We start from the raw sequence: 19,576 nt of genomic DNA on the forward strand, positions 1-19,576 counted from the left end.
TTCCTATAGGAGACTTCCATGGCCCACACACAAATGCCAAACATACCAGGCGCAGACCGGCACCCCGCCACCGCCGAACGCCGCCGGCGCCACCCCGGCCGCCGCCGTGCCGGTGGACGCGGCGCCGCCGCAGGGCATGCGCCGCTACAAGGTCAACCTGCCGCCGTCGGCCAGCTTCGACATGGACGTGGCCCGGGTCGACGCCGACGGCACCAAATGGACGGGCGCCGCCGCGATGACATGGCATACTGACGGTAGCAACTACACGGCCTCGGTGGAAGCGGGCATCAGCCTGCTGGTGACGCGGGTGAACCTGCTGGTGATGCGCAGCAGCGGCACCATCGACGATTTCGGCATCGCCCCGGCCACCGGCACGCAGAAGCGCGCGCGCCGCGCCGAGACGGCGACGCATTTCAACCGCGACGCCGGCACCATCACGTTTTCGGCGTCCGAGCGCAGCTACCCGCTGATGGTGGGCGCGCAGGATATGACGACGGTGCCGTTCCAGCTGGGCGGCATCGGCCGCGCCGACGTCAATCAGTTCAGCAGCGACATCGACATGCAGGTCGGCGAGGACAAGGAAGCGAACATCTTCCGCTTCCAGCTGGTCGGCGAGGAAGAGCTGGAGACGAAGATGGGCAAGGTCGTGACCTGGCACCTGAGCCGGCCGCCGCGTCCCGGCAGCTACTCGTCGCGACTGGACGTATGGCTGGCGCCGGGCCTGAACTGGTACCCGATCCAGCTGCGCAATACCGAAGCAAGCGGCGCGCTGACGACGCAGACCGTATCCAAGATAACGATGACAGAATCCGGAAAATAATATGCATACTTCCCCCACCGCGCGCCTGCTGGCCCTGAGCGCCGCCATCCTGTTCAGCTGCGCGGCCCGCGCCGCCGCACCGGACGCCGAGCACCCGAGCGTCAAGCGCCCATACAGCCTGCCGCCGTCGGCCGACCTGACATACACCATCAAGGCCAAGCAGCACGGCTTGAGCATAGGCGGCACCGCCACCGTGCAATGGCGCGCCGCCGACGGCAAGTACATGGTCGCCACCGAAAGCCGCGCCGCGCTGTTCGGCAAGATCCTGGAAAACCGCAGCGAAGGCCTGATCGACGACTTCGGCCTGGCGCCGGCCACCTTCTACGAAAAGCGCTTCCGCAAGGACCCGAGCAACACGGTCTTCAAGCGCGATGTCAAAACCATCACCTTCAGCGAGGGCGACGAGAGCTACCCGCTCAAGGGCGGCGAGCAGGATCGCACCAGCATCCAGTGGCAGCTGGCGGCGCAGGCGCGCGCCACGCCGGACAAGTTCAAGCCGGGCAGCGAGTGGAATTACTTCGTGGCCGGCCGCCGCGACGCCGAGGTGTGGAGCTTCAAAGTGGTGAAGAACGAGGCGGTGCAGGTCGGCGCGGGGGAGGTCAACGCGGTCCACCTGGTCAAGGCGCCGCCGCCGGATGCGCAGGGCCAGCAGGTCGACCTGTGGCTGGCGCCGTCGATGGACTGGTACCCGGTGCGTGTGCGCTTCAACGACAATGACGGCGACTTCGTCGACCAGACACTGGAAAAGGCCGTGAAAAAGTAAGCTCCTGCTATACTGACGCCCCCGCAATCTAGTCGTTGCGATGCGTACAGAATGGCAAAGAATGATAGAAATTATAACAAGTGAGCTGGATCAGCAACAGCAGCAGGACAGCCTGCAAGCCCACTTCCAGCCGAATATCTCGGCCGACGAGATCGAGCAGGTCTACCACCTGAAACGCGCGCAGCCGCTGCTGCAGGTGTTCACGGCGCTGTTCCACGGCGGCTTCGACGGCGTCCTGGTGCGCCTGCTGGTGCTGCGCGAGCTGGCGTCCGACGCCGCCTCGTCCACCTTCTCGCGTGCCGACATCAACACCCGCCTGGCCTACCTGCTGCCCGAATCGCTGGAAACGGCGCTGATGCGCTTGCGCACCAACCAGCTGCTGGCCTGGGACGCGCAGCAAGCCGTCTACCGCGTCACGCCGATGGCGCGCAACGTGCTGTCGGCCATCGACGGCCTGCTCGCGCTGGGCAAGGAAGAAGACACGGCCGACATGGGCTTCCTGCTGTCGCAGGTGGCCGGCGCCCAGGTGATGGGCGGCGTCACCGTCGAACAACTGAACCACCTGCTGGGCCGCCTGGTCGACCTGACCGAGGAATTCTCGGACGCCATCGCCTCCGGTTCCGAGTTCCGCCTGCGCGCCTCGCAGGCCAAGTGGCATACCGCCTGCGACTGGGTCGAGAAGGGTTCCGAGATCCTGCGCGCCATCCTGTCCGATGAAAACGCCGACGGCGCCACTCACAAGGCGGCGCAGGCCATCGGCCGCGCGCAATCGGCGCTGCTCAACATGCAGGGCATGTTCTCGCGCGCGCTGAACCAGATCGAACGCCAGCGCGTGCACCTGGGCCAGTCCGGCCTGTCCACCACCGACATCAAGCGCTGGCTGCTGCTGCACGAAGACCTGGCCTCGCTGGCCGAAGGCGCGATCGACCAGCCGGTGGTGCCGCTGTTTATCACGCCGGCCGAGATGATCGACGTCGCCGAAACGGAACTGCTGCAGGACCGCGCCATCAGCGCCGTCTCCGGCGGCCTGCCCACCGGCCAGGATGCGCCGACCACCATCAGCGACGGCCCGCAGATGCAGCGCGAGCTGGACGACTGGCTGGCGCGCCTGTCCGACTTCGCCGCGCTGGGCAACTTCCCCAGCATCGCCGACGAAGGCCCGAAATCGATCCCGGTGCAGGATTCGCTGCTGCCGGCCACCTTCGCCGTGGCCTCGTACCGCGCCTCGCTGCTGCCGCTGCTGGGCGACGCCGACGAGGCCCGCCTGCAAGGCGCCACCGCCGAACTGGCGCGCCTGCCGGTCAAATTCGCACCCACCGACGAAATGATACAGCTGCCCGATTTGCACGTGGCGGCGATGTCCCTGGCCTCCCTCTCACTGTCTTTGAATACGGAAGGCGACAAGTCAGATGAATGACGATTCCCAAATCCTGATCGCGCGCCTGCTGACGCATCAAACCCTGCGTCGCGACGACAAGCTGGTCAAGCGCGTGCTGTCCGACGAATTGTTCCGCGCCGAAGTCGACGCCCGCCTGCTGGCCACCGGCCTCAAACTGCTGGACAACGTCTACGCCGACCACGTGACCATCGCGCTGCACCGCGCCATCGAGCCGAAGATCTTCGGCGCCCGCGACGTCTGGCAAAACAATAACTTCGGCCTGTCGCGCGACGGCGTGGCTTTGCTGGTGGTGCTGTGGGCGCAGATCATCCTGCCCAAGCGCGAACGCCAGGAGACGCACCAGCACGCGGACGACGACCAGAACGACATGTTCGGCGTCGAGAAGCCGCTGCCGCGCGCGGAAGACACCTCGATCGGCATCGCCTACAAAGCGCTGCTGGCCGACTTCGGCGACAAGCTGGGTAAGAAGACCCGTCTGGACATGAACCTCGGCATCCTGGCCAAGCTGGGCTTCATCGAGCGCCGTGGCGACGTGATCGTCGAAGGCCCGCTGCTGGACCTGATGATGGATACCGACCAGCTGAAAGAGCGCATCATCAACGGCGCACTGGCCGACGTGTTCAAGCGCTCGCCGGCGCAGATCATTCCGGTGCCGCGCAGCGCTCCGCCGACCGCCGCCAACGACGACGAGGCGGCTGAAGAAGCCGCCCCAGACTCCGAACTTCCAGCCGAGGACTAAACGTGTTTCACATTAAATCATTAGAACTGGTCCACTGGGATTACTGGCAGCGCATCAAGAACATCCCGCTGGACGCCAAGATCATCACCATCGCGGGCCAGAACGGCTCCGGCAAGACCACCTTGCTGGACGCCTTGCGCACGCTGTTCGGCCTCGATTGCTCGATGGGCCGCACCTACAAGCACTACGCCCGCCACAGCGGCCAGCAGACCGCATGGCTGCGCGCCGTGGTGGACAACAAGAACATCGGCAAGCAGCTGTCCAACCGTCCGTTCCGCAGCTCCGGCTTCTTCAGCGACGACGAAGTCACGCTGTTCTGCCAGATCCAGAAGAATGGCGGCGACTGGAAGCGCCAGTACCTTATGCGCCCCGGTAACGTGCAGATCGAAGACATCGGCGAAGCCGGCAACGACTGGCTCGGCGTCGAAAACTACCGCAAGCGCCTCGCCAACGCCGGCCTGTCGCCGGCGATGGCGAAAGTGCTGGCGCTTGAGCAGGGCGAAACCGACAAGCTGTGCGAATACGCGCCGCGCCAGCTGCTGGACCTGGTGTTCCAGGTCTTCGGCGACAAGGAAGTGCTGGACGCCTACGACGAAGCCAAGCGCCACCAGCGCGATACCGAAGTCGAACTGAAACGCTTCGAGTCCGAACTGGAAGCCTCCAAGACCAACTTGGAGGGCTTGCGCCTGCGCGTGGCCAACTACCACCAGTGGGAAGACCTGAACAAGGAGCGCCGCAACCTGCAGGAAGAAGTGCTGCCGACGCTGGAGTACCACGAAGCGCGCGAGAAGCACGCTAACCTGAGCCGCCAGCTGCGCGATGCACGCAAGCCGCTGATGCAGGCCGACGCCCAGCTGACCGACAAGCGCAACGCGTTGGCCGCGCAGGCCAAGGCGCTGAGCGACGCGCAGCAGCACGAGACGGTGCTGGAGCAGGAATCGACCGCGCTGCAAAGCCGCCTGAATCAGATCAACGGCAAACTCAAGCCGCTGGACAGCCTGCTGGAACAGAAGACCCGCCTGCAAAAGCTGGCCGCCGATGCAGGTGCAGACCTGGCCGAAGTGGCGCAGCAGTTGCAGGAAAAGGAAATCGAGCTGGCCCGCCAGCGCATGGCGCGCGACGCCATCGCCACCAAGATAGCAGGCGAGCTGTCGACCATCGCCGCCTTGCAGGGCAAGACCGCGATGCCGGAGCCGGAAGCGCAACGCGGCATGCGCCGCGCGTTGAACGACGCCGGCATCGGCCACGCCATGCTGTCCGACATCGTCGAGGTGACGGATGCGCGCTGGCAGGGCGCCATCGAAGGCGTGCTGGGTGGCTATGCCTCCGTGGTGCTGCTGGATAAATCGTCCGACGCCTCGGCCGCGTACCGCCTGGCGGAGAAGGAGCGCTATCGCCACTTCATCGTGCCGGACCTGGTGCATGCGCCGACCGTCAAGGATGACTCGCTGATGTCGGTGGTGAAGTTCTCGGCCAAGGTTCCGTCCTGGCTGGTGGAGCAGCTGTCGCGCATCACCCGCGTGGACACCGTGGACGCCGGCGCCAAGCTGGGTAGCCACGACGAGTGGATCACGCCGGACGCCTACCACCGCGAACGCCGCGGTGGCCGCTCGCTGTTCGTGGAAGCTTCGCGCTACCGCTTCGGTTCCGCAGGCCGCACGCAGCGTATGGAAGCGATCCAGAAATCGCTGCCGGCGCTGGAGGCGCAGGAAGATGGACTGACCTTGATCGTGTCCAAGCTGGCGACCGAAATCAGCGCGCTGAAATCGCGCCTGGCCGGTGTGGACGCCGCCAAGGAACTGGCCGCGCGCCAGGAGGAATTCGACGAGGCGGTACGCAATTCGGTGCCGCTGAAGGCGGAACGCACCGAAGTCGGCACCCGTCTGGGCGAGCTGCAAACGCTGATCAAGAACGCCGTGGTCACGCGCACCCGCGCCGACACCACTTGGCAGAACGCGCGCTTCGCATTGTCGGAATCGGAAGCCGGTCTGCGCCTGAACAACAAGCGCCAGATCGAACAACGCTCCGACCACGCGCGCGCTCTGCTCACGCTGCGCAAGGCCTGGCGTCACCTGCCGAAGAGCTGGCGTCGTCCGGCGCGTCGTGCAGGCCTGGTCAGCGAGCATCAGAACTCGCACCAGGTGGTGCTGCGCGTTCACTCGCTGGAGGCCAGCCTGGCCCGCAGCGACTGGGAACTGGACGCCACCGTGATCGACCAGTACCAGCGCTTGAACGACCAGCTGCATGGCCGCCAGTCGGAAACCGAAGAGCGCCGCTACCAGAACAACCGCGCCATCGAAGCCACCGGCAACGCGCGCGGCGCCTACATGGAGCGGCTGCGCTACACCATCAAGACCTACTCCAAGAACATCAAGGAGCTGGGCGAGCTGGCGGGCATCGAGGTGCACTCCGATCCGGTGCGCCTGGAGAACGACGATACGCAACTGGCGCAGGCCGGCCTGCACGTACGCTTCAAGTTCGACGGCAAGGGCATCATCGGCATGAACGACGGCGAAGCGTCCGGCGGCCAGCAGGTGATGAAATCGCTGGTGCTGCTGATTGGCTTGCTGAAGTCGGAAGACGGTTCCGGCGGCTTCGTGTTCATCGACGAACCGTTTGCCCACCTGGATATCCGTAACATCCAGCTGGTCGGCGAGTTCCTGAAGAACACCGAGGCGCAATACCTGATGACGACGCCGCTGACGCACAACACCGACGTCTACGATCCTTCGGAACTGACGCTCATCACGAGCAAAAAGAAGAAGGATACGGAGTGGGCGCAGCCTATCTTCGTGCTGCAGCGCCGTCCCGCCGCCGAGGTGGCGAAGGTGGCCTAAGCTTCAGTAGAAACCCAGCAGCCGATCCAGCTGCATGGCGAGGGCAGCGGCAGTGTCGCTGCCCTTTGCTTTTTGTACCGCCTCCAGATAGGGCTCGCGCAGCTGGCGCAGCTCGTCGACCGAGCTGGCTTTTTCCACCTTCAGCTGCAAGGTGAAGCCGCGCAGGCCTATCGTGCTTTTGATGGTCTGGTTGTAGAACTGGTAGACGGACTGGAATTGCTGGACCTGCTCGGCGGCCGGTTGTTCGGGTTCCGGCTGCGATGGCTCGGCCGGCTCCTCCGCCATCGACGCGTAGCTGGTCGACAGCACGATGTATTCTCCCGCCAGCAGTTCGTGCACTGCGGCGATGGTCAAGCCCAGCCCTGCCACATTGCGCAGCAGTTCTTCCTCCGTACGACGGCCATCGATCAGCACCAGCAAGCTACGCAGACGCGGCGCAAGGCCGTCCCTGCGCGTCGCGATCTCTTCCCGGCCCTTGGCGGTTTTGTCGTAAATGGACGTATTCATAACAGTGCAAATAATTGCCGTACGGATACATCCAGCATATCACCAAATGTCACCAGCACCGCATGAAATACGATAGCACTGTCGCTAAAACGACGGCGTTCTTATAGCAGCTCGCCGGCGTCGTCTTTCGTCTCGCCGTCGTCCGGCTCCCAGCTCAGGATGTCGCCGGGCTGGCAGGCCAGGCGCTCGCAGATTTTCTCCAGCGTCGCAAAGCGGATGCCCTTCACCTTGCCGGACTTGAGCAGCGACAGATTCTGTTCGGTGATGCCGACGTAGGCCGCCAGTTCGCGCGACTTCAGCTTGCGCTTGGCCAGCATCAGATCGAGGTTGATCAGGATCGCCATCAGACAAAGCCCTCGTTCTCTTCGCGCAGGCGGCGGCCTTCCTGCATCAGCCGCGTGATCAGGTAGAACATGCCGCACACCAGTATCAGCATCAGCTGCTCGGAGTTGACGCCGACCGCGAAGTGCTGGCCGCCGTTGCCGCTCAGGCGCAGCGCCAGCGTGCGCACCGGCAGTTCGACGATGGACAGCAGGGTCGCCAGCAGCGTGGCGCCGGCGAAGGCGCGCAGGTGGCCGATGGACTGCGCGGTGAACAGCTCGCGGCGGCGGAAGTTGAGCAGCAGCCGGTCCAGCCGCCACAGCCCCACGAACAGCACCAGCACGGCCGGCAGCGCCAGCGCCGCGCCGATCGCGCGCTGCGCGGGCGTCATCGCCAGCTTGGCGCCGAAGGGCAGGCCGATGGCGGTCATGTCGATGGTCATCGAGCCGATGCTGGGCGCATAGGTGGTCCACGCCAGCACGAAGAAGGCCGCTTGCACGGCAACGCACAGCCACAGCAGCGCGCGGATCAGGGTGATTTTCATATTTATCGTAATACAGTAAAAAATTATCGTTTTACATTAAAACTTTGTTGTAATATATTGTACATTCACTGGAGATAATTATGAAACTCATATTGGCGATGATGGCGGTTTTGTTGTCTGGATGTGCGATGCAGATAGGCGAGGGCAGCATCGTGCGGCCGGACCGCGCCGGTGCGGTGCTGCCTCCGGGCCGGCTCGGCGACGACGGTGCGAGCGCCTACAAACTGGCGCCGCTGACGCTGGCGGCGGACGACGCGCAACTGGCCGGCGTCAGCGCCAGCGGCGACGGTAACGCGCTGACGGTGCTGTACTTCGGCGGCAACGGCTTCCACCTGGACCAGCATGGCGACCATGTGCTGGCCGCCGTCGCGCCGTGCCGCGCGGATGTGGTGATGATCGATTATCGCGGCTACGGCCGCAGCACCGGCGTGCCGACCATCGCCACGCTGAAGGCCGATGCGCTGCGCGAGTTCGACCTGGTCAACGGGCAGGCGCCGGGCCGGGTGATCGTGCACGGGCAATCGCTGGGCAGCTTCATCGCCGCCTATGTGGCGCAGCAGCGCCCCGCCGTGCGCGGGCTGGTGCTGGAATCGACCACCACCAATGCGCGCGACTGGGCCAACAATATGATGCCGTGGTATGTGTGGCCGTTCGTGCGGGTGGAGCTGAGCGAGTCGCTGAAGGGGATAGACAACGTGGCGGCGGCGTCGGGGTATGCCGGGCCGGCGCTGGTGCTGGAGGGCGCCGACGACGAGGTCACGCCGCCGCGCCTGGCGCGCAAGGTGTACGACGCCTTGCCGACGCCGTCCAAACGCATGGTGATGGTGCCGGGCGCCGGACACAATGGCGTGCTGTCCAGCGCTGCGGTGCGGCCGGCCTACTGCGAGTTCGTGCAGCAGCTGGCGGCTAAATAGTTTATTTAATATCGAAGATATCGATAGGGCGCGGCACCGGTTTCTGGGTGCGGCGCCAGCGCAGCAGCAGCACGCTGTAGCAGGCGTAGAAGCCGCCCAGCAAACCAAACAGCACGGCCGTCAGCGGATTGCCGACGAAATCGGGATCCAGCGGCAGGTGGTCGTGCATGTGCAGGTAGGCCTCGAACAGGCGGTAAATCAGGCGGCTGATGAACAGCATCGCCACCAGCAGGCCGAGACGGCGGTTGGGCGTGTAGAAGAAGCCCTCGGTCGTATTTTCAAGCCGGGTCAGTTGCATGTTGCGGTAGCCCAGCGCGGCGCCGAACGCGGCGCCCACCACCAGCGCGCCGAAAGCCTCCCATTTGCCCAGCAGCGTCGCGGCCAGTACGCCCAGCAGGGCGGACATCGCGCCCGCCGCCAGGTAGTGGCGCCACAGTTCCGAGCGGGTGCGGCCCATCAGGCGCTTCAGGCGCGAGTAGATGCGCCAGATGGCCAGGGGCACCAGCAGCAACAGGACGATAGTAGGCATATCCATAAGCGATTCCAACGGCGAAATTCAAAGAACAGCGATTGTACGCCACTCCGCCTTCTCCCCACAGCGTTACAGATTGTCACCCAATATCCTGCATTGATTGACAATCACGGATAGCATAAGCAAACTGATCCGCAGCAGCCTCGCTTCTGGACCGAAAGGACTTCCATGAACAAACCGTTACCCCTGCTGCCCCTGAATCTGGGTTTGATGGCCGCCTCGCCGCAATCCGGCGCCCAGGAGGGCGGCTACCGCCTGCCGCCCGCCGCCCTGATGGAGATCGTCGACGCCCCGCGCGCGCCGGCCCTCAGCCTGAGCCCCCAACGCAACCTGGCCGCCGTGGTGCAGACGCCGCCGCTGCCCGGCATCGCCGAAGTGGCGCAGCCGGAGCTCAAGCTGGCCGGCCTGCGCATCAACCCGCGCACCTGTTCCTCTTCCCGCTTCGCCTTCGGCACCGATCTCGGCCTGCTCGATATCGCCACGCAAAAGGAAAGCCGCATCCGCGGGCTGCCGCGCGCGCTGCGCCTGGCGGACCTGGCCTGGTCGCCGGACCAGCGCTACCTGGCCTTCTCGCACGTGGCCTACAAGGGCGAGCGCGGATCGGTGGAGCTGTGGCTGGTAGATATCGCTGCACGCAAGGCCTCGCGGCTGTCGGCCCAGCCCTTGTCGGCGGTGCTGACGCGCGGCTTCAACTGGCTGCCCGACAGCAGCGGGCTGCTGGTGCACTGGCGTCCGGCCGGCATCGGCAAGGCGCCCGTGTCGGACGGCATTCCGACCGGCCCGATCCAGCAGGACAGCGATGCCGGCGGCGCGTTGCGCCAGCTGCGCACCTATCAGGATCTGCTGAAGAACGAGGCCGATGCGCGCCTGTTCGAATACTACGTGACGGTGCAGATGGTGCTGCTCGACCTGCACGGCAAGGGACGGCCCATCGGCGAGCCGGGGCAGTTCTCGCGCACGTCGGTCGCGCCGGGCGGCCAGTACCTGCTGACGCAAAGCGTGACGCGGCCGTACTCGTACATCGTGCCCGCCTCCAGTTTCGGCGAGCGGGTGGAAGTGCGCGATCTGCATGGCACGGTGCTGCACACGGTGGCCTTGCTGCCGCTGGAGGAGGGCCTGCCGCCGGGGAATGACGCGGTGTCCGAAGGCGTGCGCCATGTGTCGTGGCGCGCCGACGCGCCGGCCACGCTGGTGTGGACCGAGGCGCAGGATGGCGGCGATCCGGCCCGTCCGGTGATCGACAACATCCGCGACCTGGTCTACCAGCACGCGGCGCCGTTCCGCGAACCGCCGCTGGTGCTGGCGCGGCTGACGATGCGCTACGCCGGCATCGCCTGGGGCCGTGGCGATGTCGCGCTGATCAATGAGCGCTGGCACAAGACGCGCGACTACAAGCAGTGGATGATACAGCCCGACCATCTGTCCACGCCGCCGGAGCTGATCTACGCCGGTTCGTACGAAGACCGCTACAGCAGCCCCGGTTCGCCGGTGATGCGGGCCGACGGCAGCGGCTTCCCGCGCCTGTTGATCGGCCCCGGCACCACGCTGCTGCTGGATGGCGCAGGCGCCACGCCGGAGGGCGACCGTCCCTTCATCGATCGCCTGAGCCTGACCACCAAGACCAAGGAGCGCCTGTTCCAGAGCGCCGCGCCGTACTTCGAAAACGTGGCGGCGGTGCTGAACGATGACGGCACGCTGCTGTTGACGACGCGCGAATCGCCGACGGAACGGCCGAACTACTATCTGCGCGACCTGACTAAGCCGGAAGGCCGGCAACTGACGGCGCTGACCAGCTATCCGCATCCGACGCCGCAGCTGAAGGATGTGCACAAGGAGCAGATCCGCTACCCGCGCAACGACGGCGTGGAGCTGACGGCCACGCTGATGCTGCCGCCCGGTTACGACGCAGTGCGCGACGGCCCGCTGCCGCTGCTGATGTGGGCTTATCCGCAGGAGTTCAAATCGGCCGGCGCGGCCAGCCAGACCACCGGTTCGCCGTACCGTTTCAACGCGGTCAGCTACTGGGGGCCGGCGGCCTTCCTGGCGATGGGATATGCGGTGCTGGACAATCCATCCTTCCCCATCGTCGGCGCGGGCGAGGAAGAGCCGAACGACAGCTATCTGCCGCAGTTGGTGGCGGACGCGCAGGCGGCGGTGGACGAGGTGGTACGGCGCGGCGTGGCCGACCGCCACCGCATCGCCATCGGCGGCCATTCGTATGGCGCTTTCATGACGGGCAATCTGCTGGCGCATACGCGTCTGTTCAAGGCCGGCATCGCGCGCAGCGGCGCCTACAACCGCACGCTGACGCCGTTCGGTTTCCAGTCGGAGGAACGGCCGTTCTGGCAGGCGCAGGCGGTGTACCAGGCCATGTCGCCGTTTAATAACGCCGACAAGATCAAGGATGCGATGCTGCTGATCCACGGCGCGGAGGACAGCAATACCGGCACCTTCCCCTTGCAGAGCGAGCGCATGTTCCAGGCCATCAAAGGCCTGGGCGGCACGGCGCGGCTGGTGATGCTGCCGAACGAATCGCACGCCTACCGCGCACGCGAATCGATCCTGCACATGCTGTACGAAACCAATGCGTGGCTGGACAAATACGTGAAGCACGCAAAACCGTGAGAAGAAAAAATATGAAGCGCATCGTCGCGCTGGCGTTGGCGGCGGCCTTGCTGTCGGCCGGCGCGCGGGCGCAGAACGGCGATGCTGGCCAGATCGACGGCGCCACCGCGCGCGCCCTGGTGCAGAAGGTGCTGGAACTGGTCGAGAGCAAGGCGGTGCCGCCGCTCGACCAAGCCGACTACGACGTGGCCAGGAAACGCCTGCTGGCGCTGGCGCCCGCCGATGCGTCTTCGGTGGAGCGGCCCGCAGTCTATGCGGCGATCCGCAAGCTGCTCAACACCTTGGATAGCGACCGTCACAGCTTCTTCTGGTCGGATCAGGCGATCAACGATTACAAGGGCTACGGCGCCAGCGTGGCGGCGAAACTGGTGACAGTGAAGACGATAGAAACCCCCACCGGACGCGCGCTGCTGATACTGCCGCCACCCATTACCGACGGCACACCGGAAGCCGTTACTGCTTATGTCGACACCTTGTTGCAGCAGGTGGCAAGTGAGCCCGGGCTGGCGGAGACTTGCGCGCTGGTGGTCGACCTGACGATGCAAACCGGCGGCAACGCCTGGCCGCCGATGGTGGCGCTGGCGCCGCTGTTCACGGTGGAGAACCAGGCCCGCTTCGTGCCCGCCCATGGCGAACGCTGGCCGCTGGCCAATTTGCAGAGCATCGCCCATCTCGCGCAGAAAAGCGTCAAGGCCAGGACTAATCCCCTGGAGAAGTTCAGGGGGCAGGACTTTGCCGTCATCCTTGGTTCCGACACGGCGAGTGCCGGCGAGATGGTGGCGATCGCCCTGCGCGGCGAGACAGGGCGTTCGCGCTCCTTCGGCCTGGCCACCGCCGGAAAGACGACGGCCAACAACGTATTCGATACGCCGGATCACGGGCATCTGGTGTTGACGACGGCGCTGTATGCGTACGGCCAGCAGCCGCCGCTGCGCGGCAAGCTGGTGCCGGACGAACCCGCGTTCGGCGGTGAGTCGCTGGCTTCGGTGCGCGCCAGGGCGGCGGCGTGGGCCACCGCGCGCGCCACGGCGTGCCGGCGCTGAGCGGGGCGGCGTAGAATACAGGACGTGCCAATCACCGGAGTGTCGACCATGGATACCGTTACCGCTCACCGCGCCCCCGATCCCGTACCGGTGGATGATCCGGCGCCGCCGGCCATCCCCCATCCTGTGCCGCAGGATGATCCGGTGCCGGACCATAACCCAAGCTAGGGCTTAATCGAAGGCCCAGGTGTAGAGCACGTCCAGCGCGTTGTTGGTGCCGGTCTGGAATTGCAGCGTGATGCGCGGGTTCAGTTTGTATTTGAGCTTGACCAGGCTGGTCGCCGTGCCCGCACCCTGTTCAAAGCTCAGGTAAGCCCGCGACGACAGGCGCTTGCCCACCGTGACCACCGTCGTCTGCAAGCCGGTGGCCGCACCGGCCGAGGTGCCGGCCGCCTGACTCACGCCCAGTTCATCCACGCCCAATGCATTCGCCAGTTTCCCCTGGCCGCCGCCGAACAGTGCGCCCGCCGCTGCGCTGAGCAGCGCCATGTCGTTGCCGGCGGTGTTGTCGATGCCGTGGCCCAGCACCAGCCAGGCCAGCTTGTCGCTGTCCGACACGGTAGGCGTCGACACCAGCTTGGCCACCGGCGCCAGCGCCGTGCCGCGCACTTCCACGCCCGCTTCCACATTAGTCTCGCTGAGCGCTTCGCCTTCCGGGCGGCGCCGCACGGCGAGGATGTTCAGGCCAGGGTTGTCGTAGGCGCCAGTGAAGTTGATTACGCCGCGGTCGATCGCCAGCTTCTGTCCATACGCCGCATAAGTACCGCTGTCCACGCGGATGCTGCCGGTGACGCGCGGCGGCCGGCGGTCGGCCACGCGGATGCGTACCGCGCCCGCCAGCTGGGCATCCAGGCCTTTGCCTTTGAGGTGGAAGGCGTCGCCGAGGTCCGCTTCCAGGTCGATGTTGAGCGGCTGGCCTTGCGGCGTCTTGGCCGGCGCGGCACCTTTGCCGACGATGACCACGTCGTCGCTGAGCGTCGGTGTGTTCTCGCCGGCCAGTTCGATGCTGGCGCGGTCGGCGCGGAATTTTCCGTCCAGCTGGAAGCGTTTGGCGTCGCGCACCAGCGTGCTCTGGCCGCTGATGACCAGGATGCGGTCCGGCCGCGCCAGCACTTCCAGTTTGTCGGCGCTGAGCTTGAGGTTCATGGTGGCTTCGTTGCCGGCGTAGCGTATCCAGCCGTCTGCCTGGGCGTGGCCCTCGGCACCGTCGAAGGCCAGCTTTTGCAGTTGTAGCTGGTCGCCGCTCAGACGCGCTTGCAATTGGCCGTTGCGCAGCTTGATGCCCTGGTCCAGCCAGTTCAGCACCAGCTTGTCGCCGCTGATGTCGCCGTTCAGTTGCGGCGCGCCGATGGTGCCGGCGCCGGTGACGGCCAGCTTCAGCGAGCCGTCGATCTCCAGGCCGGGTTGGCCGGCCAGCGGTGCGAGCCAGGCCAGCGAACCCATATTGGCGCTGCCGTTCAGCGTGATGGCGCTGCTCTCGGCCAGGCGGCCGTCGTGCAGCTGGGCGGTGGCGTCGATGCGGGCCTGGCCGGCGCGGGTGCCGTCCAGGTTCAGTTGCAGGTGCAGCGTGCCGTCGTTGACGTCGACGCGGCCGTTCAGCGTGCGCAGGCCGAGTGGTTGCGGCAGGTCGGCGCCGATGATGGTCAGGTCGCCCTGTTCGCGGTACACATGCAGCATGCCGCCGAGGACGGGCGGGCTGCCTTTGCTGGCGGCCTGCAGGTTCAGGCCCCATTCGGCGCCGATGGTCATGCTGCTGCGGACGTTGTCGCGCCAGGCGTCGGAGAGCTGGGCCAGGTAGTTGACCGGTACGCCGGCCGCCATGCCTTTGCTGCTCCAGGCGGGGCCGGTCTTCGCCAGGCTGTCGATGCGGATGCTGCCGTCGGGGAGCTTGATGGTGGCGCTGCCCAGTGCGATCTGCTCGGGGTGCAGCAGGCCGGCCACGCCGGTGCCGCTTGGTGCGGTCAGTTTCAGCTGCGCCGGCGCGGCCAGCGTGAGGGCGAAGCGGCCACGGTTTTGCAGTGTGTCGATGGCGCCGGTCCAGGCGTCGTTGGCCCAGGAGCCCTTGACGCGCAAGGCGGCGTCGAAGTCGGCGTTGCTGGCGCTGACTTGCAGCACGTGGCCGCTGCGCGTGCCGCTGGTTTGCAGGCGGGCTTTGTCCAGTGTCAGGGTAGGGGAGACGTAGCGGGTGATTTCGATGTCGCTGACCAGTGGCACGTCGGCGTAGGTGTCGGCGTCGGTGGCCGGTATCGTGCGGCGGCCTTGCTTCGTCGCTGCGGGGGCGGGAGCGGCCGCCATCGCGATCGTGCTGCCCAGCGTGGCGCTTCCGCGTATGGTGCCGATCTGCTGTTGGCCCGGTGCGCGCAGGTTGCTGCCGTCCAGCGTGAGCGCAAGCGCCGGCTTGGCGCTGGTGCCGGACAAGGTGCCGTTGGCGCGCAGCGCGCCTGCAAACTGCGGTCCCAGCGCGGCCAGTTGCGGCGCGTTGAGTTTCCATTCCAGTTTGTCGAGCGCGCTGCCGAAGCTGCCCTTGGCTTGCAGGCTGTTGGCCGCCAGCCGCAGGTCGATGTCGGCGTTGCCGATGCTGTTCTTGTCGGCGTTGAGTTTTGCGTAGCCGTTCAACGGCGCGTTGGCGAAGGTCGATGGCTGCAAGGTCAGGTTCAGGCCTGCGCGCCAGTCGGCGGCCAGCCGTGCGTCGGCCGTGAAGCCGGCGTTGATGGCGCCCGCCTGCGCCGCGCCGAATGCGGCGGGATTGAGGCGCTGTATGCTGCCGTTCATTTTCAGCTCGGGCGTTTTCTTCGCGCCGGCCAGTGCGATGTCGCCGCTGGCGTGGATCAGGCTATCCGGCGCGGGGCGCTTGGCGGAGGCCAGGCCCAGGCCTTTGGCGTCGGCTTCGAAGCTGGTGCGCGGCGCGTCCATGGTGCCGCTGACGATGCCGCTGGCGTTGACGGCGCCGATCAAGTCGGCGGCCACCGCGGACAGTTGGCGCGCGTCGATTTTCCAACGCAGCTGTTCGCCCGCTGCGCCGAAGCTGCCGCTGATATCGGCGGTGTTCTGCGCCATCGCCAGATGCGCGTCGACGCCGCTGATGTGCTTTGCATCGGCATTCAGCTTGCCGCTGCCGGACAGGGTCTGGCCAGCGAGCTTGCTGGCCTTGAGGTCGAAGCCTGCGGCGACTTGCCATGCGGGGGCGATGTGGCCGCTGGCGTTGATGTCTGCGTTCAGATCGGCGATCGGCAGGGCAGGGGCGAGCGCGGACGGGTCGAAGTGTTCGGCGCGCAGTTTGGCGCTGAATTCCTGCTTGTCCTTCAGGCTGGCCTGGCCGGTGGCGGTGATGCTGCCTTTCTTCGCCAGCAGGCGGGCCTGGTGCAGTTGCAGCATGGCGTTGGCCAGCGTGGCTTGCAGGTCGAGTCGCAGGCCGTCTTGCGCGAGTTTGGCGTTCAGCGTTTGCTTGGTGGGCGTGCTGGCCAGCGTGATGTCGCCAGCGACGGCGGTTTTGTTGATGCCGCTGTGGATGTTCTTCAGGTCGAAGCGGTCGGTGTGCAGCGTGAACTGCGCGGCGTCGATGCCGGCTTCGGGGCCGCTGCGCTTGACGTGGCCGCCGCCGGTGAAGCGTCCTGCCTGGCCCAGGTCGAGCAGGACGTTTTCCAGTGTGGAGGCGGTCAGCGTGCCGGCCAGCTTGCCGCTGAAGGCTTGCAGGGGCAGGCCTTGCTGGTCGAGCGGGGCGGCTTTGTCCTGGTTTTGCAGGGCGAATTGGCCGGACAGTTTTTGGTCGGGCGTGATGGCGGCGCTGAGTTTCAGGCTGAACTTCGCCTGCGGCCAGCCGGGATCGAAGCCGGCCGGGTCGAGATCGCGGCCGCTCAGGTCGAGCGCGCGCAGGATGACCGGATCGAACGGCGCCAATGCGGCGCTGGCGTTGCCGCTGGCGCCGTTGGCGCTGCCCTGTGCCTTCAAGGTGATCAGCGCGAGGTTGCCGCCGGCTTCCAGCGACAGCTGCGCGTTGCCGCCTGCCGCTGCGGCTTTGCCTTGCAGTGCAAATGGTTTGTCGGCGCCGATGGTCAGGTCGGCCTTCACGTTGCCGAACGCCGTCTGTGCGCTGGCGTCTTCCAGGTGCCAGCTGCTCTTGTCGCCGTACAGTTTGAAGCGCAGGCGTTCGATGACGTCGCTGCCGGTGGCGCTGCTCAAGGTCAGCTTGTCGAGCCGCGCGTCGGACAGGCTGAGACGGAAGGGCGCCGCCAGCGATGCCGGCATCTTGGCCGGTTCCGACGGGCCGAGACTGCGCACCGTCAGCGCCGCCACGTGCAGTTCGCTGATGGACAAGCCTTCCGAAAAATACTGCAGCGGCGACCAGTTGATATCGATGTTGTCGGCCGTGATGACGCTGTCCTTGCTGCGGTACACCAGCCGGTCGATATGCATGCGGTGGTACAGCGATCCGCTCACGCCCGTCACGGACACTTGCCCGCCGCTGGCGTTGGAGATGCGCTGCACCAGCTGCTGCAAGGTCGATTCGCGGCCCAGCAGCCAGAAGGCGCCGGCCAGCAGGGCCACCAGCACCGCCAGCGTAATGAGCACGCGGCGCGGCCAGCGGCGGCGGGCAGGTGTGGCGGCGTTCGGCGCGTCCGGCGTCGGATTGTCTTTGTTGTCAGCCATCAGAAGGTGAATCCCAGCGAGAAGTGCAAACGGTATTTGCGTACCGCGTGGCCGTAGGCGACGTCCACGTTGATCGGCCCGACGGGGCTCTTCCAGCGGCCGCCGACGCCGTAGCCGGATTTAGGATGCAGCGCGTTGAAGGTGTCGCCCGCGTTGCCGGCGTCGTAGAACACCGCCGCGCCGTACGAAGGCTTGAACCAGTACTGGAACTCGGCGCTGCCGGTGGCCAGGTAGCGGCCGCCGGTGATGGCGTCGCCTTCGCGCACGCCCAGCTCCTGGAAGGCGTAGCCGCGCACCGACTGGTCGCCGCCGGCGCGGAACAGGTACACGGCCGGCACGCCGACCTTGTCGCGCGAGGCCAGCCCGCCCAGTTCTGCGCGCAGTATCAGGTTGGTGCTGGTGGTCAGCGGTCGGTACAACACGCCGCGCGCATAGCCGCGCACGAAGGCGCGGTCGGTCAGGACGGGCAGCAGCGCGCCGCCCAGCTGCGCGTTGAGCGCGTAGCCTTTGGTCGGGAACAGCAGGTTGTCCAGCTTGCGCCAGGTGACGCCGTAGGTCAGCGGCAAACTCTTGCTGGTGCTGGACGGGATGCCGTCCAGCGTCTTGGTCTCGGTCAGCAGCTCCAGCGACAGGCTGCGCTCCAGCAGTGGCGTGCCCCAGGCGCGCTTGCCGGCCACGCTGGCCACGCTGGTGACTTCGCCCGAGATGTCGCTGCGTTCGAAGGAGGCGCCGAAGCTGTCGTTGTAGCCTTCGGCCGTGGTGGGGAAGTAGAAGTCGCTGCGCGCGGTCTGCTTCTTGGTTTCCAGCGTCAGCGCGCTTTTCATGCGCAGGCCGAATACCGACAGGTCGTCGTAGGTGAGCGAGGCGCGGTTGCCGGTGTTGGTACTGAAACCCACGCCGGCGCTGACGTTGCGGCGCTTGTTCTCGGTCACGCGCACCAGCAGCGGCAGCGGCGCCATGGCCGCTTCGGCGTTCTGCGCCGGGGTGGCGGCGGCCGCGTCGAGCTGCTCGTTGAGGATGGCGCCCATGTCGGCGCTCACTTCGACGCTGCTGAAATAGCCGGTGTCCTGCAGGCGCGATTGATACGATTGCAGCGCCGCTTCGCTGTAGTAGTCGCCGGCGTGGATCGGGTTCAGGTTGCGGACGATGGCGGCCGGATAGCGCTTCAGGCCTTCGATGCGCAGTTCGCCGAAGCGCAGCTCCGGGCCGCTGTCGAGCACCACGCGCAGCGCGGCCAGGTGCTGCTCCGGGTCCACCGTAGCCTGGCTGTCGGTCAGCTGGGCGCGCGGGTAGCGCGTCTGCACCACCTGGCGCAGCAGGCCGCGCTTGGCTTGTTCCCAGTCGGTCTGGCGGAACACTTCGCCTTTTTTCAGCGTCCAGCCGGCCTTCAGCCTGGCGGTGTCGAACTGCTGGTCGGGCGGCAGGCCGGGCGTCGGCGCGAAGCCTTCCAGCACCAGGTCGATGTCGCCGACCCGCACCGGCTCGCCCGGCTGCACGCTGATCTCGACCTTGGGCGTTTCGCCGTCACGGTCGAGCTTGGCGCTGACGACCGGCGAGTAGTAGCCGTCGGTGGCCACCAGCGTGCGGATCTGCTCGGGCGCGGCGCGCACCAGGCGCAGCAGTTGCTCGCGGTCCATGCGCGGATTGCCGCGAAAGCGCAGCAGGTCGAGGTTTTGTTCCAGCAGTTCTTCCAGCGCGCCGGGGGCTGCGATGTGGACGTCGTACTTCAGGGCTTGGGCGGCGGCGGGGGAGGCCAGGACGGCCAGGACGCCGGCTGCCGCCAGGCAGCCGGATACTTTTGCCACAACTTGTGCCAAAATTCGTGATCCTGCCAATTTTTTTGCTGGCAATGCCGGTAACATGAGACTCCATCAGGGTGTACGCT

At 66.3% G+C, this 19,576-nt stretch carries 14 protein-coding genes; 8 read left to right on the top strand and 6 right to left on the bottom strand.

What is annotated here, in order from left to right; all coding sequences use genetic code 11:
• The 5 genes from GEV01_RS27570 to GEV01_RS27590 all read left to right on the top strand — a co-directional run.
• A partial coding sequence (locus GEV01_RS27570; RefSeq protein ID WP_152809153.1) for a DUF3108 domain-containing protein occupies window positions 1–820 on the top strand: 820 nt, incomplete at its 5' end.
• 1 nt (window position 821) lies between these two features.
• Window positions 822–1,583 carry a DUF3108 domain-containing protein gene (locus GEV01_RS27575; protein WP_152809155.1) on the top strand — a complete coding sequence of 254 codons (762 nt, stop codon included), beginning with the start codon at window positions 822–824 and terminating at the stop codon, window positions 1,581–1,583.
• A gap of 61 nt (window positions 1,584–1,644) precedes the next feature.
• Window positions 1,645–3,000, top strand: coding sequence for a hypothetical protein (locus GEV01_RS27580; protein WP_152809157.1), 1,356 nt, complete (start codon window positions 1,645–1,647; stop codon window positions 2,998–3,000).
• Window positions 2,993–3,721 (top strand): hypothetical protein, encoded by a 729-nt coding sequence (locus tag GEV01_RS27585; RefSeq protein ID WP_152809159.1) that lies wholly within the window; start codon window positions 2,993–2,995, stop codon window positions 3,719–3,721. Before GEV01_RS27580 ends, GEV01_RS27585 begins: the two co-directional genes overlap by 8 nt.
• Window positions 3,722–3,723: 2 nt before the next feature.
• Window positions 3,724–6,558 (top strand): AAA family ATPase, encoded by a 2,835-nt coding sequence (locus tag GEV01_RS27590; protein WP_328595646.1) that lies wholly within the window; start codon window positions 3,724–3,726, stop codon window positions 6,556–6,558.
• Window positions 6,559–6,561: 3 nt separating this feature from the next.
• Here GEV01_RS27590 and GEV01_RS27595 read toward each other — a convergent pair whose 3' ends face one another.
• The 3 genes from GEV01_RS27595 to GEV01_RS27605 form a co-directional block, all read right to left on the bottom strand.
• Window positions 6,562–7,065 (bottom strand): hypothetical protein, encoded by a 504-nt coding sequence (locus tag GEV01_RS27595; RefSeq protein WP_152809161.1) that lies wholly within the window; start codon window positions 7,063–7,065, stop codon window positions 6,562–6,564.
• A gap of 101 nt (window positions 7,066–7,166) precedes the next feature.
• Window positions 7,167–7,409 carry a helix-turn-helix domain-containing protein gene (locus GEV01_RS27600; RefSeq protein WP_008444654.1) on the bottom strand — a complete coding sequence of 81 codons (243 nt, stop codon included), beginning with the start codon at window positions 7,407–7,409 and terminating at the stop codon, window positions 7,167–7,169.
• Window positions 7,409–7,930 carry a DUF2975 domain-containing protein gene (locus GEV01_RS27605; RefSeq protein ID WP_152809163.1) on the bottom strand — a complete coding sequence of 174 codons (522 nt, stop codon included), beginning with the start codon at window positions 7,928–7,930 and terminating at the stop codon, window positions 7,409–7,411. Before GEV01_RS27605 ends, GEV01_RS27600 begins: the two co-directional genes overlap by 1 nt.
• An 80-nt stretch (window positions 7,931–8,010) precedes the next feature.
• Here GEV01_RS27605 and GEV01_RS27610 point away from each other — a divergent pair, with 80 nt between their 5' ends.
• Complete coding sequence (locus GEV01_RS27610) at window positions 8,011–8,844, top strand: alpha/beta hydrolase (protein ID WP_152809165.1); 834 nt, start codon at window positions 8,011–8,013, stop codon at window positions 8,842–8,844.
• Window position 8,845: 1 nt separating this feature from the next.
• Here the strand turns inward: GEV01_RS27610 and GEV01_RS27615 are convergent, their stop codons facing one another.
• The gene (locus GEV01_RS27615) at window positions 8,846–9,379 is read right to left on the bottom strand and encodes a hypothetical protein (RefSeq protein ID WP_152809167.1); all 534 of its coding nucleotides are present in this window, start codon (window positions 9,377–9,379) and stop codon (window positions 8,846–8,848) included.
• Window positions 9,380–9,544: 165 nt separating this feature from the next.
• Here GEV01_RS27615 and GEV01_RS27620 point away from each other — a divergent pair, with 165 nt between their 5' ends.
• The gene (locus GEV01_RS27620) at window positions 9,545–12,001 is read left to right on the top strand and encodes an alpha/beta hydrolase family protein (protein ID WP_152809169.1); all 2,457 of its coding nucleotides are present in this window, start codon (window positions 9,545–9,547) and stop codon (window positions 11,999–12,001) included.
• A gap of 11 nt (window positions 12,002–12,012) precedes the next feature.
• Window positions 12,013–13,044, top strand: coding sequence for a S41 family peptidase (locus GEV01_RS27625; protein ID WP_152809171.1), 1,032 nt, complete (start codon window positions 12,013–12,015; stop codon window positions 13,042–13,044).
• Window positions 13,045–13,215: 171 nt separating this feature from the next.
• Here the strand turns inward: GEV01_RS27625 and GEV01_RS27630 are convergent, their stop codons facing one another.
• Together GEV01_RS27630 and GEV01_RS27635 are read right to left on the bottom strand one after the other, a co-directional pair.
• Window positions 13,216–17,691: a translocation/assembly module TamB domain-containing protein gene (locus tag GEV01_RS27630; protein WP_152809173.1), complete on the bottom strand. Its 4,476-nt coding sequence runs from the start codon at window positions 17,689–17,691 to the stop codon at window positions 13,216–13,218.
• Window positions 17,691–19,553: an autotransporter assembly complex protein TamA gene (locus GEV01_RS27635; protein ID WP_235914608.1), complete on the bottom strand. Its 1,863-nt coding sequence runs from the start codon at window positions 19,551–19,553 to the stop codon at window positions 17,691–17,693. Before GEV01_RS27635 ends, GEV01_RS27630 begins: the two co-directional genes overlap by 1 nt.
• Window positions 19,554–19,576: the final 23 nt, after the last annotated feature.

The sequence above is a fragment of the Rugamonas rivuli genome (genome assembly GCF_009380165.1).
GTDB lineage: Bacteria > Pseudomonadota > Gammaproteobacteria > Burkholderiales > Burkholderiaceae_D > Rugamonas > Rugamonas rivuli.